General features: G+C 70.2%; 13 protein-coding genes. 7 read left to right on the top strand and 6 right to left on the bottom strand.

Annotated features, from left to right (window positions below; all coding sequences use genetic code 11):
• Positions 1–44 precede the first annotated feature (44 nt).
• Both AAF430_04780 and AAF430_04785 read right to left on the bottom strand, forming a co-directional pair.
• Complete coding sequence (locus AAF430_04780; GenBank protein MEM7409537.1) at positions 45–1,619, bottom strand: sigma-54 dependent transcriptional regulator; 1,575 nt, start codon at positions 1,617–1,619, stop codon at positions 45–47.
• 103 nt (positions 1,620–1,722) lie between these two features.
• Positions 1,723–2,256 carry a hypothetical protein gene (locus AAF430_04785; protein ID MEM7409538.1) on the bottom strand — a complete coding sequence of 178 codons (534 nt, stop codon included), beginning with the start codon at positions 2,254–2,256 and terminating at the stop codon, positions 1,723–1,725.
• 557 nt (positions 2,257–2,813) lie between these two features.
• Here AAF430_04785 and AAF430_04790 point away from each other — a divergent pair.
• From AAF430_04790 to rfbC, 6 genes are read left to right on the top strand one after another with little or no spacing between them, the layout of a single operon-like run.
• Positions 2,814–3,749 (top strand): NAD(P)-dependent oxidoreductase, encoded by a 936-nt coding sequence (locus AAF430_04790; GenBank protein MEM7409539.1) that lies wholly within the window; start codon positions 2,814–2,816, stop codon positions 3,747–3,749.
• Positions 3,750–3,804: 55 nt separating this feature from the next.
• Positions 3,805–4,506, top strand: coding sequence for a cephalosporin hydroxylase family protein (locus tag AAF430_04795; protein ID MEM7409540.1), 702 nt, complete (start codon positions 3,805–3,807; stop codon positions 4,504–4,506).
• Positions 4,503–5,330: a glucose-1-phosphate cytidylyltransferase gene (gene rfbF / locus AAF430_04800; protein MEM7409541.1), complete on the top strand. Its 828-nt coding sequence runs from the start codon at positions 4,503–4,505 to the stop codon at positions 5,328–5,330. Before AAF430_04795 ends, rfbF begins: the two co-directional genes overlap by 4 nt.
• Positions 5,331–5,335: 5 nt before the next feature.
• A complete protein-coding gene (gene rfbG / locus AAF430_04805) occupies positions 5,336–6,466 on the top strand; it encodes a CDP-glucose 4,6-dehydratase (GenBank protein ID MEM7409542.1) in 1,131 nt (376 codons plus the stop codon).
• Complete coding sequence (locus AAF430_04810) at positions 6,463–7,716, top strand: class I SAM-dependent methyltransferase (protein ID MEM7409543.1); 1,254 nt, start codon at positions 6,463–6,465, stop codon at positions 7,714–7,716. Before rfbG ends, AAF430_04810 begins: the two co-directional genes overlap by 4 nt.
• Positions 7,713–8,237, top strand: a complete 525-nt coding sequence (gene rfbC, locus AAF430_04815) for a dTDP-4-dehydrorhamnose 3,5-epimerase (GenBank protein ID MEM7409544.1) — start codon at positions 7,713–7,715, stop codon at positions 8,235–8,237. The genes AAF430_04810 and rfbC overlap by 4 nt, the downstream gene beginning before the upstream one ends.
• 13 nt (positions 8,238–8,250) lie before the next feature.
• Here the strand turns inward: rfbC and AAF430_04820 are convergent, their stop codons facing one another.
• Positions 8,251–9,162, bottom strand: a complete 912-nt coding sequence (locus AAF430_04820; GenBank protein ID MEM7409545.1) for a sugar nucleotide-binding protein — start codon at positions 9,160–9,162, stop codon at positions 8,251–8,253.
• Positions 9,163–9,216: 54 nt separating this feature from the next.
• Positions 9,217–10,422, bottom strand: coding sequence for a glycosyltransferase family 4 protein (locus AAF430_04825; protein MEM7409546.1), 1,206 nt, complete (start codon positions 10,420–10,422; stop codon positions 9,217–9,219).
• 95 nt (positions 10,423–10,517) lie between these two features.
• Here AAF430_04825 and AAF430_04830 point away from each other — a divergent pair, with 95 nt between their 5' ends.
• Positions 10,518–11,399 carry a glycosyltransferase family A protein gene (locus AAF430_04830; protein MEM7409547.1) on the top strand — a complete coding sequence of 294 codons (882 nt, stop codon included), beginning with the start codon at positions 10,518–10,520 and terminating at the stop codon, positions 11,397–11,399.
• A 10-nt stretch (positions 11,400–11,409) separates the two neighbouring features.
• On the opposite strand, the gene AAF430_04835 is transcribed toward AAF430_04830, so the two are convergent.
• Both AAF430_04835 and gshB read right to left on the bottom strand, forming a co-directional pair.
• Positions 11,410–12,240, bottom strand: a complete 831-nt coding sequence (locus tag AAF430_04835) for a DUF1698 domain-containing protein (GenBank protein ID MEM7409548.1) — start codon at positions 12,238–12,240, stop codon at positions 11,410–11,412.
• 73 nt (positions 12,241–12,313) lie between these two features.
• Complete coding sequence (gene gshB, locus AAF430_04840; GenBank protein MEM7409549.1) at positions 12,314–13,294, bottom strand: glutathione synthase; 981 nt, start codon at positions 13,292–13,294, stop codon at positions 12,314–12,316.
• Between the last annotated feature and the right edge of the window lie 118 nt (positions 13,295–13,412).

Below are 13,412 nucleotides of genomic sequence, written 5' to 3' on the forward strand. Positions count from 1 at the left end.
GAACTGCGCGCACCCACGGGGCGTCCTTGCGCGACGAAACGCGTTCAGGCGTCGTTCAGGTCGAGCCGCTTCATCATCTTCTGGAGCGACTGGCGCGGGATCCCCAGGCGCTCGGCCGCCTTGCTCTTGCTCCCGGTCTCGGCGATGGCGTCGAGGATCATGCGCCGCTTCAGGGCTTCGACCGCCGCGTTGAGGGTCAGCCCCGCCGGGATGCCGTCACCACCTCCGCCGCTCACCGGCTCGGCCACCGCGCCGCGGATGTGCTCGGAGAGCATGTCCTCCCCGACCGCTTCGGCGTCGCCCGCCAGCGCGACCACGCGCTCGATCTCGTTCTCGAGCTCGCGGATGTTCCCGTCCCAGCGGTGGGCCACGATGCGGTCCATCGCCGAGTTGGTGAATCCGCGCAGATTGCGGTCCATCTTCTCGCTGGCGCGGTCGAGGAAGTGGTGCGCGAGGGCCGGGATGTCCTCGCGGCGCTCGCGCAGCGGCGGAAGGTGGATCTCCACCACCCGGAGGCGGTAGTAGAGGTCCTCGCGGAAGCGGTTGGCTTCGGCCTCGGCCAACAGGTCGCGGTTGGTGGCCGCGATGATGCGGACGTCCACCTTGCGGGTGTCCGAGGAACCCAAGGGCCGGATCTCGCCGTCCTGGAGCACCCGCAGGAGCCGCACCTGCATGCCCGGGTGGGTCTCGCCGATCTCGTCGAGGAAGACCGTGCCCCGGTGGGCCACCTCGAAGAGACCCTTCTTGTTCTCGTGGGCCCCGGTGAAGGCACCTCGCGTGTGCCCGAAGAGCTCACTCTCGAGCAGGGTGTCGGGCAGGGCGGCGCAGTTCTGGGCGAGGAAGCGCTGGTCCTTGCGCAGGCCGCTGTAGTGGATCGCGCGGGCCACCAGGTCTTTGCCCGTGCCCGTCTCGCCCGTGATCAACACGGTCGCGTCGGTGCCGGCGACCTTCTCCATCACCTCGAACACCGCGTTCATGGCGGCGCTCGATCCGATGATCTGGTCGAAGGCGTAGCGACGCTCGACCTCGCGCCGCAGGACGATGTTCTCGGCGCGCAGCCGTTCGTTCGCCTGGGCCAGGGCCGCACTGAGCTGGGCGTTCTCGCCGGCGAGCTCGAAGCTCTCGAGCGCTCGCTTCACGTTCAGCCGGACCTCGTCGGGCTCCCAGGGCTTCGCGATGTAGCGGTAGATGCGGCCTTCGTTCACCGCGCGCGCGAGCGATCCGATGTCGGCGTAGCCGGTGAGCATCATGCGGATCGCGTGGGGTGCAGTCTCGATCGCGTGCTCGAGGAACTCGACGCCGCTCATGGTCGGCAGCACCTGATCCGTGATGATCAGCGAGATGTTCTCGCGCTCGAGAATCCCGAGACCTTCTTCGCCGGTCGCGGCGGTGAAGACCCGGTAGTCGGCGCCCAGCGTGAGTTCGAGCGACTCGAGGATCGCGGGCTCGTCATCGACGAGCAGGATGGCGTGGGGCTCGGCCGCCGTGCCGGCCGCTTCGATCCCCGCTGCACCGGTCGGAGCGGTGCCTACCGGGTCGTCGCCCGTCGTCGGGGCGGATCCGGAGGCGGCGTCCGGGGCCGTTGCCGGGGCCCCGGGATCCTCGGAGCCGGGCACCATGGGCCGACCTTAGCGAAGTTGGGCCACGAGACGGCTGTCGCCGCGGTGGCCCGGCGAACGCGGGCCCCGGCGCGCGGCACACACCACGCGCCGGAGCTGCGTTCTAGCGCCGTGCGCGCCGCTTTGCCGTCGTCTTCCGAGCGGTGGTGCGGCGAGCCGTCTTCTTCCGCGCGGTCTTGCGGGCCGTCTTCTTGCGCGCCGTCTTCCGCGTGGCCTTCTTGCGGGCGGTCTTCCGCGCCGTCTTCTTGCGAGCCGTCTTGCGCGCGGTCTTCTTGCGCGCCGTCTTCCGGGTCGCCTTCTTACGGGCGGTCTTCCGCTTCGCCGTCGACTTCTTGCGCGCCGTACGACGCGTCGCGGTGCGGCGGCGGGCGGCCGTCTTGCGGCGGGCCGTCGTCTTCCGACGCGTGCCCGAGCGCTTCATCTTCACCTTGGCGACGTTGCCCTTCTTGTCGATGAAGTAGAGGTAACCCTCTTCGCGCTCGATGCCGCACTTCACGACCTTCTGGGTGGTCTTGCCCTTCGGCACCTTGCCGCCGCCTCGGGCCATGCGAGCTCGGCTGACGTCGCCCTTCTTGTCGACGTAGTACAGCCAACCTTTGACGCGCTTGATCCCAGTCTTCTCAACAACCGTGGCCATCGGCCATCTCCTTCGTGTCGGGTGTGTCCCGTCGGGAGGGGGGATGGGCAATACGGAACTGGAGGATGGATTCGAACGTTTGGAACGAAATCGAACGGTGTTCGAGGTGCGTTCGGGCCGAAACCCGGGCGGAGACCAGAGGGGTCGAATCCCCCGCACCGTCGGAGAGTGTGGGTCTCGATTTTTCGGCTGTCAACGGGGTTTCAGGTATTTACCGTCGGAGTTGCGAGTCGCCACCGACGGTGGATTCGGGGGTCGGACGAGGCTCTCCGTCGGGGCTCCGACGGTGGCCCGTCGGAGCGGGGAAGTGGCCCGGTCCCGCCACCGTCGGTAGCGGCGGGGTACTGAGGCGGTTTCCCGACGCTGGGCCGCCTGCCGGCCGGCCCGGCCCGCGCAGCGTGGACGTCACAGGCCTCATTCGGGCCGGGTGCGCAGGGTGGAGCGAGGGGCCGCTGCCACCCCACGACCCCTGCCGAGCGTTGCTCGAAGCCCCCGGGGCTTGGCGCTAGCCTGTCGTCGCGCTGAACGACCGCTCCACCACGGGGATCCCAGACCGCATGAGCGAAGTTCTGCTCACCGGAGGCACCGGCTTCGTCGGGCGCCACGTCGTCCGGCCCCTGGTCGAACGGGGCTACCGCGTACTGCGGGTGCGCTCGGTGGCGACGGCTCCGGAGCCCTGTGAGGGCGTCGAGGAGCTTCGCTGCGACCTCCTGGACCCGAGCGCCCTGGAGGCGCTCTTCGGGGCGCACCGGCCGCAGCACTGGCTGCATCTGGCCTGGTACACCGAGCACGGTCGCTTCTGGGACGCACCCCAGAACCTGGACTGGCTGGCCGCCAGCGCGCGCGGGCTGCGCCACTTCGTCGCGCACGGCGGGCGCCGCGTCGTGATGGCGGGCACCTGCGCCGAATACGGCCCCGGTGACGCACCCTGCGACGAACACGCCACTCCCCTCACCCCGGGCAGCCTCTACGCCACGAGCAAGCGCGCGCTCTGCGACGTGCTTCGGGACTTCGCCGCCGCAGCGGGGCTTTCGGCCGCCTGGGGCCGCATCTTCCAGCCCTACGGCCCGGGCGAACCGGCCGGCCGGCTGCTGCCGTCGGTGATCGACGCGCTCCAGAAGGGCGAGCCGGTCCGCTGCACCCACGGGCGGCAGGTCCGCGACTGGATGTACGTGGAGGATGTCGCGGCGGCCTTCGCCGCCCTGCTCGACTCCGAGGTCGAGGGCGCGGTCAACATCGGGAGCGGTGTGCGCGCGAGCCTGCGCGAGGTGGTGGAGACCGTCGCGAAGCGCAGCGGCGTCGCGAACCCGACCCTCGAGTTCGGCGCGCTTCCCGCGCGGCCCGACGAGCCCCAGCTGCTCGTGGCCGCCACCGAACGCCTCACCCGCGAGGTCGGCTGGTCGGGGGCACGAGACCTCGCGGCCGGCCTCGACGCGACCCTGGACGCTTCGAAACTGACGCGCGGACCTCTCGCGCGCGCAGCCACCGGCTAGGAGACCCATGCCCGGCGACGATTTCGAGGAGCGCAACGCGCGGCTCACCGCGGAGATGGCGGCCGACGAGCGCCTCGGTGAACTCAGTCACGAGTGGATGGTGCGGAGCTCGCAGCACGAGTACTCGTACCACTTCACCTGGATGGGCCGGCCGATCATCCAGCTGCCCCAGGACATCGTCGCCATGCAGGAGATCCTGTGGCGGGTGCGCCCGGAGCTGGTGATCGAAACCGGCATCGCCCGGGGCGGATCGCTGGTGTTCCACGCCTCGATCCTGGAGCTGATCGGCGGAGAAGGGCGCGTACTCGGCATCGATGTCGACCTGCGCGACCACACCCGACGCGCCCTCGAAGAGCACCCGATGGCGAAGCGGATCGACGTGCTCGACGGCTCGTCGATCGACGAGGCCCTCGTCGAGCAGGTGCGGGAGCGGGCCCGAGGCCGTTCGCCGGTGCTCGTGATCCTCGATTCGAACCACACCCACGAACACGTCGCCCGCGAGCTCGAGCTCTACGCACCGCTGGTCACGGAGGGCAGCTACTGCGTGGTCTTCGATACCATCGTCGAGACGATGCCGGCCGACTTCTACCCGAACCGCCCGTGGGGCCCCGGGGACAACCCCTGGACCGCCGTCCAGGCCTTCCTCGCGGACCATCCGGAGTGGGTGGTCGACCAGCCCTTCGAGAACCGACTGCTCCTCACGATGGCGCCCGGCGGCTACCTGCGCCGCGTAGGCCGGAACGGAGAAAGCGGATGAGTGCCGGCGGCGACCCGAAGGTCGTGATCTTGTGCGGAGGGCTCGGGACGCGCCTGCGCGAAGAGACCGAGTACCGCCCGAAGCCGATGGTGACGATCGGCGACCGCCCGATTCTCTGGCACATCATGAAGGGCTTCAGCAGCCACGGCTTCCGCGACTTCGTGCTCTGCCTCGGATACAAGGGCGAGAAGATCAAAGAGTACTTCTACAACTACGACATCCTGAACACGAGCTTCACGATCGAGCTCGGCTCGAAGAAGCAGGTCGAGTTCCACTACGAGATCCCCGAGGCCGACTGGCGCGTCACCCTCGCCGACACCGGCGAGCACGCCATGACCGGCGCTCGCGTCCGTCGCGTCGCGAAGTACATCGAGGGCGACCGCTTCCTGCTGACCTACGGCGACGGTGTGTCGAACGTCGACGTGCGTCGCCTCCTCGAGTTCCACCGCGCCCACGGCAAGACCGCGACGGTGACGGGTGTGCACCCGCCGTCGCGCTTCGGCGAGCTGGTCGTCGACGACGCAGGGCGCGTGCTCGAGTTCGCGGAGAAGCCCCAGGCCCGGGGCAGTTACATCAACGGCGGCTTCTTCGTCTGCGAGCGCAGCTTCTTCGACTACCTCGAAGACGACGACAGCTGCGTGCTCGAGAACGAACCGCTCGAGCGGCTCGCCGCCGCGGGCGAGCTGATGACCTATCGCCACGACGGCTTCTGGGCCTGCATGGACACCTACCGCGACTTCTCGTACCTGAACGATCTGTGGTCGCGGGGGGAGGCCCCCTGGCGGGTCTGGGACCGCGCGCCCAGCGACCCGACCCCGCGCTGAGGCCGATGGGAACCCAGGGCGCCTTCGACGCCGCCTACGCGGGCCGCCGGGTCCTCGTGACGGGCGATACCGGTTTCAAGGGCACGTGGCTCTGGCAGTGGCTGGAGGCGCTGGGCGCCGAGGTCCACGGTCTCGCCCTGCCGCCGCCGACCCAGCCGAGTCTGTGGGAGCAGGCGTCCCTCGACGGCGCGGGGCGCCACCGCGAATGCGACGTGCGCGACCCGGACGCCGTCGCCGCGCGAATCGACGCGGTGCAGCCCGAGGCGATCTTCCACCTGGCCGCTCAGTCGATCGTGCGCGAGAGCTACGAGGCACCGCTTCCCACCTTCGCCACGAACGTGATGGGCGTCGCCCACGTCGTCGACGCGCTCCGCACGAACCCGCGGCCCTGCGCGCTGGTCATCGTCACCAGCGACAAGTGCTACGCCGGCGACCCCGGCACCCTCGGCCACGCCGAAGGCGACGCCCTGGGTGGCCGCGATCCGTACAGTGCGTCGAAGGGCGCCGCCGAGATCGTCACGGCCGCGTACCGGGAGTCCTTCTTCCCCGCCGACGAGCACGACCGCCACGGTGTGGGCATCGCGTCGGTGCGCTCGGGCAACGTGATCGGCCCGGGCGACTGGGCACGCGACCGCATCGTCCCCGACGCCATTCGCGCCCTGTCGGCCGGCGAGGCCGTGCCCGTGCGCAACCCCGGGGCGACGCGTCCCTGGCAGCACGTGCTCGAACCCCTCGCGGGCTACCTGTGGGTGGGAGCGCGCCTGCTCGGGGGGCGTCCCGCGGAAGCGTGTCAGGCCTGGAACTTCGGGCCGGCCCTCGAGGCCTGCCGGCCCGTCCGTGAGATCGTCGATGCGATCCTGAAGGCCTGGGGAGACGGACGCTGGGAGACCGCGGCCCCCGGTGGCCCGCCCGAGTCCCCGACCCTCGCGCTCGCGATCGACAAGGCGGCCGCCGAGCTCGACTGGCAGCCGGTGTGGGAACTCGGCGAAGCCATCGAGCGCACGGTGCACGGCTACCGCGCGCTCCTCGACGCGCCGAACCCCGACGCCGTACGCGCGCTGATGACCCGCGAGATCGAGGCCTACACGGCGCGCGCCGCCGACGCGGGTCGCAGCTGGGCGGCGGGGGCGGCGTGACCGACTGCGTCGCCATCGATCGCTGCCGGGTCTGCGACGCCGCGCCGCTGGAGACGGTGCTCGACCTCGGCGAGACGCCGCTCGCGAATCGGCTCCTGCGCGAGGATCAGCTCCGCGACCCGGAACCCCGCTATCCGCTCTGCTGCGTCTACTGCCCGGGCTGCAGCCTCTTGCAGATCCGTCACACCGTCGCGCCCGAGATCCTGTTCCGCGACTACGTCTACCAATCCTCGGTGAGCGACGCGGCCGTCGCGCACGCAGATGCCCACGTGCAGACGCTGATCGAACAGCACCGGCTCGGCGCCGGCAGTCGCATCATCGAGGTGGCCAGCAACGACGGCTACCTCCTGCAACACGCTCAGCGCGCCGGCGTTCCCGTGCTCGGCATCGAGCCTGCCCAGAACATCGCGAAGCTCGCCGAAGAACGCGGGATCCCGACGCGCGCCGAGTTCTTCGACCGCGCCTGCGGTGAGCGGCTGGTCGCCGAGGGCATCACCGCGAACGCGGTGCTGGGCAACAACGTGCTCGCCCACGTCCCGGACCCGCGCGGCTTCGTCGGGGGAGCGGCGGCGCTGCTCCGCGACGGGGGTGTCGTCGAGTTCGAGTTCCCCTACGTCGGCGACCTCGTCGAGAAGCTCGAGTTCGACACGATCTACCACGAGCACCTCTCCTACTTCAGCGCCCACGCCATCGAGGCGCTGTTCGCGGCCGAAGGACTGGTATTGACCGACGTCTCCCACTGGCCGATCCACGGCGGTTCCTTGCGTGTGACCGGGGCGCACCGCGCCGACCCGGCGGGACGCGCCCGCGTCGAAGCCCTGCTCGAACGCGAGCGCGAGTTCGGCATGGACCGCCGCGACTTCTACACCGACTTCGCGAAGCGCGTCGACCAGCTGCGCGACGACCTGCGCGCCCTGCTCGCCGAGCGCGTGGCGCGGGGCGAGCGCATCGTCGCCTACGGTGCGTCGGCGAAGGGCTCGACGTTGCTCAACTACTGCGGGATCGGGCGCGAGACCCTGGCCTACGTCGTCGACCGCAGCCCGGTGAAGCAGGGACTCTTCACGCCGGGGACCCATCTCCCGATCCACGGTCCCGAGCGTCTCGTCCAGGACCAGCCCCCGTGGACGCTCCTCCTCACCTGGAACTTCGCCGAGGAGATTGCGGCCCAGCAGACCGAGTACCGAAGCCGCGGCGGACGCTTCCTGGTTCCCGTGCCCGAGCCCGGCGTCCTCGAGGACGGCGCAGGGTGAGGTTCGTCGAGCTGTCCCTGCCCGGTGCCTTCCGGGTCGAGCTCGAGCCCATCGAAGACGACCGCGGATCCTTCGCACGCACCTTCTGCGCCGAGGAGTTCGCGGCGAAGGGGCTCTTCGACCGCATCGCCCAGTGCAACGTGTCCCACAACCGCAAGCGCGGGACGCTGCGCGGGCTCCACTACCAGCGCGAGCCACACGCCGAGGCGAAGCTCGTGAGCGTGACCCAGGGCGCCATCTTCGACGTGCTCGTGGATCTGCGACCCGAGTCGAAGACCCACCACCAGTGGATCTCCGTCGAGCTCGCCAGCGATCGCGCTGAAGCGCTCTACGTCCCGGCCGGGCTGGCCCATGGCTTCCTGACCCTCTCCGACGACGCGGTCGTCTTCTACCAGATGTCGACGCCGTACCAACCCGACGCGGCGGCCGGGTTGCGCTGGGACGACCCGGCGCTCGACATCACCTGGCCCTTCGCGCCCGAGGTGATCTCGGACCGCGACCGCGAACACCTGCTGCTCTGAAGGGCAGCGCGGGTCAGTGCCCGCGCGCCTGGAGCGCGTCGACCAAACTGTCGAGCACCTCGGCGGGGTCGATCGGGTCGAGCCCGAAGCCCGGCAGGAAGTCCGAGGCATCCAGGCTCGAATGACGCGGCGCCGCGCCCGGCGCGATCCCGCGCTCGGCCGCCGATACGCCGCGAACCCGCGCCGGGTCGACGCCCACGCGCGCAGCAACGTGTCGCGCCATCTCGAGGTACGACATCTCGCGTTCGGCCGACAGCTGGCGGATCCCGGAGACTCCGTCCTCGCACATGCGACACAGGGCCTGTGTGACATGCGCCAGCGCCACCGGCGCCGCCACCATGTCGTCGAAGGCCTCGATCTCCTCGCCGGCGGCGAGGGACCGGATCCAACCCGCGAAGAGCGCGTCGTCGGGCGCCAACACCTTCGTGAGACGCAGCACCGCGAGCTCGGGGTCGAGCGCCGCGAGGTGACGCTCGGCGTGCTGCTTCGAACGACCGTAGGGCGTCGGGGCACCGGTGGGATCGTCCGCCTTGCGCCGCGGCGTCTCACCGTCGAAGACCGCGTTCGTCGATACGAAGATCGTTCCCGCGCCCGCCTCGCGCAGGGCGCGGCAGATCACCCCCGGGCCGACCACGTTCACCGCCTCGGTGACGGCGAGATCCTCGGCGCAAGCCGGGTAGCTCGAGAGCGCCGCGCAGACGATGCCGACGTCGCAGTCCGGCAGTGCGACGGCACCCTCCCGCGCGACCGCGGCCAGATCCAGGAAGCGCGTGCCGTCGGGCGGAGCCGGGCGACGACTGGTGCGCCAGACCCGCCATCCGCGCGCCTCGAGGTCCGCGGCCAACGCGCGACCGACGCGACCGTCCCCGCCGACGACGAGGGCCGTGCGCAAGCCAGGGGCGCCAACCGGATCGACAGACTCCACGTGCTTCCTTCCGGTCCCGTCGCGCGTCGTGTCGTGGCCTCTGCTCCGCGACGACTAGAGCGGCCCGACCAACGCCTCGAAGCGATCCATGAAGTGATCGAAGGTGAACTCGGCGCGGTAGCGTTCGCGGCCCCGTGCGCCCAGCGCGTCCGCGCGATCCGGGTCGCGCCAGAGTGCGACGAGCGCCGCCGCCATCGCCTGTGGATCGAGGGCGTCGACGTTCACGCCGTTCACGTCGTCGAGTACGGTCTCCGCCGGCCCCCCCGTGTTGCCCGCCAGCACGGCTCGACCGTGGGCCATGGCGTGGACGGGCACCAGGCCGAAGGGCTCGTCGACCGAGGGGAAGAGCAGGAAGCGACAGCCGGCCACCAGCGCGTTGAGCTCGGCGTCGGAGCGCCAGCCCTCGAGCACGAGATGGTCGCCGAGTCGTGCGGCATCGATCACCGGCCCGTGTCGCTCCGCGTTCAGCCCGGTGATCCGCACGCGCAGGTCGGTCGCACCGAGTTCGTGCACGGCGATCCGCAGCGCTTCGAGTGCCCCCGCCACGTTCTTGTGAAACTCGTTGGCCGCGACCCAGGCGACGTAGGGCTTCGCCTCGGACGCCGGGACGGGCACGTACTCGGGTTCGGGCATGCCCAACGTGCAGGGCACGACGTCCCGGCCGTAGACCTCGGCCGCGACCTTCGCGGTGAAGACGCTGTTGCCGAGCACGCGATCGATCTGGCGGCCCGCTTCCAGATCCTGGGCGCGGTCGGTATCGACGCGCGCCCGGGCGTGGTCGCGACTCAGACGATCGCGGTCGGCGAAGCCCTCGGCCGCCCACGTGTAGCGATCGCGCTCCTCCATCGCGGCAGCGATGGTGGGCTGGGTCTGTTGCCAGTAGAAGCGCGCGCGGGGCTCCTCGCAGAACCAGACGACGCGGGTGTCGGGCAGGGACCGCAGGGCTTCGCGCGCCCAGACCTGTGCGGGGCTGTTGTGCGCGACGATCAGCCCGCAGTCCGGGCCGAGCAGCTGGGCCAGGCGGCGGCCGGGCAGCGCCTTGCGGACCCGGCGCGTCCGGAAGCGATCCCAGTAGCGCTCGGGCAGGGTGTGCAGGGTGATCCCGTCCCAGTCCCCGTCGTTCCAGCGCGCTGCAGAGAACTTCCGTGCGACCACGGTGACGCGATGGCCTCGACGGCGCAGCGCCTGAGCCATCCAGAGAACGACGTTCTCGGCGCCGCCGCGGTGGTCGAGCCGCGGATGAACGAGTCCGATGTGCATGCCCGGCGGATTATAGGAGTCGCTCCCGGCGCTCGCGCCTCGGCGGCCGGAAACCCGGCACGGCTGCCCGCGGGCCGAACGTCTAGAATCGCCGCATGCCGAGCTCCGAGCGCGCGCTGACCATCGGCCTGCCCGTGTACAACGGTGCGAAGGTCGTGGGTTCCGCGATCGAATCCCTGCTGGCCCAGACCCACGCGGATTTCACGCTCCGGATCTCGGACAACGCGTCGACCGACGACACGGAAGCCATCTGCCGCGACTACGCGCAGCGCCACGAGCGCATCGAGTACGTCCGGCAGCCCGAGAACCTCGGCGCGATGCCGAACTTCGGCTTCCTGCTGGCGAGTGCCACCACGCGCTACTTCATGTGGGCGGCCTGCGACGATCATTGGCAGCCCACCTTCGTCGCGCGGAACCTGGCCGCCCTCGAGGCGAGCGACCGTGGCGTCTGCAGCGTGTCGCGCGTCGCGTTCATGGAGGGTTCGCGGGTCGAACTCATCGGAGCCACGGCGCCGCTCGACGGCACGCCGGCCGAAAACCTCGTCCGCTACCTCGGCGCGCCGGAAACCAACTCGCGCTTCTATGGCATCCACCGCACCGAGGTCCTGCAACGCTGCTTTCGCGCCGACGACACCTACGTCGCCAGCGACTGGGTCGTGATGGCCCGCACGCTGCGCTTCGGCACCCACCTCGAGGTGCCCGAGCTGCTGATGCGCCGCGGTGTGCAGGGCGACTCCTCGAACGCGGTGCGTCTGGTGCTGTCGACGAATCCGTCGTGGCTGAGCCGCTGGTGGTTGCCGATGTGGCCGATGACCCGACGCGTCCTCGCCGAACACGGCGGCTACCTGCTGCGCGAGGACCCCGCGAAGCTGCGCGCGCTCGTCGCCGTGCTGTGGTCCGAGAACCGACGCTGGACGCGCGGACACCGGCGCTCGCTGCGGCATCGCCGGCGCGCCGAGCGCAAGCGCAAGGCGTGAAGGGCGCGCGCTACTTCCAGGCCTGGACGACGAGCCGGTAGTTGCGCGGTGTGCGCCCGCGCTTGCGCCGACGCCAGCTCCACAGCGAGCGGTCCTTCGGCACCTTCGTCGTCGCTTGCACGCGCGAGAATCCCGCGGCCCGGCACATGTCCGAGAGGCAGCGCAGGGTCGGGACCCACCAGTTGGTGGGGTCGTCGTTCAGCTCGTTGAACGGATGGAAGAGCGCCATGCTGGCGTCGGGGAAGCCCGGGATCCGCGTGGCTTCGGTCTCGATGATCGCGACCTCGCGGGTCACCTGGGCCAGGCGCTGCAGGGCCAGGAAGGGATGCTCCATGTGGTAGAGCACGCCGAGGTAGAGAACGACGTCGAAGCTGCCGAGGGCCGCGAGGTCCGTGTCCATGAAGTCGGCGACGACTGAGTTCACCTTGCTGCCGCGCAGTTCGGCCGCGGTGTCGAAACCCGCCTTCCCCGGCAGCCGATCGGGCTGCCACACCGGCAGCTCCTCGGGAGGCTGGATGCGCTCCCCGGCGGCGATGCGCTCGTCGCGGTACGCGCTGTAGGCGGGGATGTCCATGCTCCAGACGTGGTGGTCGAGCGCGACCACCTCGGCCGCACCCAGCCGCTCGCAGGAGAACGAGAAGAACCCGTCCCAGGCACCGATGTCGAGGACCCGCTTGCCCTGGAGATCGGGCAGCTGGAGGTTCGCGAGCTCGGCGTCGAGCAGCTCGGGAGTCTTGTTCCCGGGCGTATGGATGCCCTGCCCGACCTCGACGCTGTGCCACCAGAGCGGCACTGCGTCCACGCGCTCGCGAATCGTCTTCGGATCCAGGCCGTCGCTCATGGGCGGACGATAGCCGACCTCGTGCCGGGCCTCTCCGGCGCGCTGGGGCCTGGGCCTGCCGTCGCGAGCCCGCTCAGGAAGACGCCGTGCGGTGTTCGGCGACCTTCGCTTCCAGGGCGTCGACGATCTTCGACTCGAGGCGGCGGTTCTCGAGGGCATTCACTTCCTGAACGCCCGTCGGACTCGTGACGTTGATCTCGGTGAGCTTGCCGCCGATGACGTCGATGCCGACGAAGAAGAGTCCGTCGCGCTGCAACCACGGGCGGATGCGATCCAGGATGCGGCGGTCGTCGTCGTCGAGCTCGGCGAGCGCGGCAGAGCCACCCACGTGGAAGTTCGCACGCGTCTCGCCCTGGGCCGGCACCCGCAGCACCGCGCCGAGCGGCTCGCCGTCCACCAGCAAGATGCGCTTGTCGCCGGTCCGCACCGCCGGCAGGTAGGCCTGCGCCATCACCGGGTTGGTCTCGAAGCGGGTCGACTGCTCGAGGATCGAGTTGAGGTTCTTGTCCTCGCGGTGCACGTGGAAGATCCCCTCGCCGCCGCGTCCGTCGAGAGGCTTCACGATCATCTCGCCCCCCAGCTTGTCCAGGAAGGCCAGCAGTCGGCCGATCGACTTCGTCACCTGGGTCGGGGGCATCAGGTCCGGGAAGTTCAGCGCGTAGAGCTTCTCGTTCGAGGCGAGGATGCCGGCGGGCCGGTTCAGCACCAGCGCACGCTGGCAGAGCGTGAGGATCTGGGTGGCCGTAACGTAGGCGGAATCGACGGGCGGATCCTTGCGCTGCAGGACCAGGTCGACTTCGGCGTCGAAGACCATCGATACGGAGGGCCCGAGGTCTGCGTGGCGGCCCTCCTCACGGCGGAGCGTGACGGGGGACACATTCGCGACCACGCCCTCGTCGCCCACGGCCAGATCGCCCGGGTCGCAGTAGAGCACCCGGTGCCCCCTGCGCTGGGCTTCCAGCATGAGTACGAAGGTGGTGTCGCCCTGGATATCGATGGATTCCACGGGATCCATCACGAACACGATCGTCAGCTGCGGGGTCTGTGCGTTCATCTCGAAAGGGAAACCATCGTGGCCCGGGGGGGCCGGGTTGTCTGGGAGGTCATCGGTTCAGTCCATCCCCGTTCCGGCCGATTCGGTAGCGCAGGGGGAAGGGCCTCGGCTACGGTAG

Source organism: Myxococcota bacterium, assembly GCA_039030075.1.
Lineage (GTDB): Bacteria > Myxococcota_A > UBA9160 > UBA9160 > SMWR01 > JAHEJV01.

Bases quoted from the DNA above. Each gene is read 5' to 3' on its own strand.
- AAF430_04780 (MEM7409537.1), bottom strand. From the start codon at position 1,619: ATGGTGCCCGGCTCCGAGGATCCCGGGGCCCCGGCAACGGCCCCGGAC.
- AAF430_04785 (MEM7409538.1), bottom strand. From the start codon at position 2,256: ATGGCCACGGTTGTTGAGAAGACTGGGATCAAGCGCGTCAAAGGTTGG.
- AAF430_04790 (MEM7409539.1), top strand. From the start codon at position 2,814: ATGAGCGAAGTTCTGCTCACCGGAGGCACCGGCTTCGTCGGGCGCCAC.
- AAF430_04795 (MEM7409540.1), top strand. From the start codon at position 3,805: ATGGCGGCCGACGAGCGCCTCGGTGAACTCAGTCACGAGTGGATGGTG.
- rfbF (MEM7409541.1), top strand. From the start codon at position 4,503: ATGAGTGCCGGCGGCGACCCGAAGGTCGTGATCTTGTGCGGAGGGCTC.
- rfbG (MEM7409542.1), top strand. From the start codon at position 5,336: ATGGGAACCCAGGGCGCCTTCGACGCCGCCTACGCGGGCCGCCGGGTC.
- AAF430_04825 (MEM7409546.1), bottom strand. From the start codon at position 10,422: ATGCACATCGGACTCGTTCATCCGCGGCTCGACCACCGCGGCGGCGCC.
- AAF430_04830 (MEM7409547.1), top strand. From the start codon at position 10,518: ATGCCGAGCTCCGAGCGCGCGCTGACCATCGGCCTGCCCGTGTACAAC.
- AAF430_04835 (MEM7409548.1), bottom strand. From the start codon at position 12,240: ATGAGCGACGGCCTGGATCCGAAGACGATTCGCGAGCGCGTGGACGCA.
- gshB (MEM7409549.1), bottom strand. From the start codon at position 13,294: ATGAACGCACAGACCCCGCAGCTGACGATCGTGTTCGTGATGGATCCC.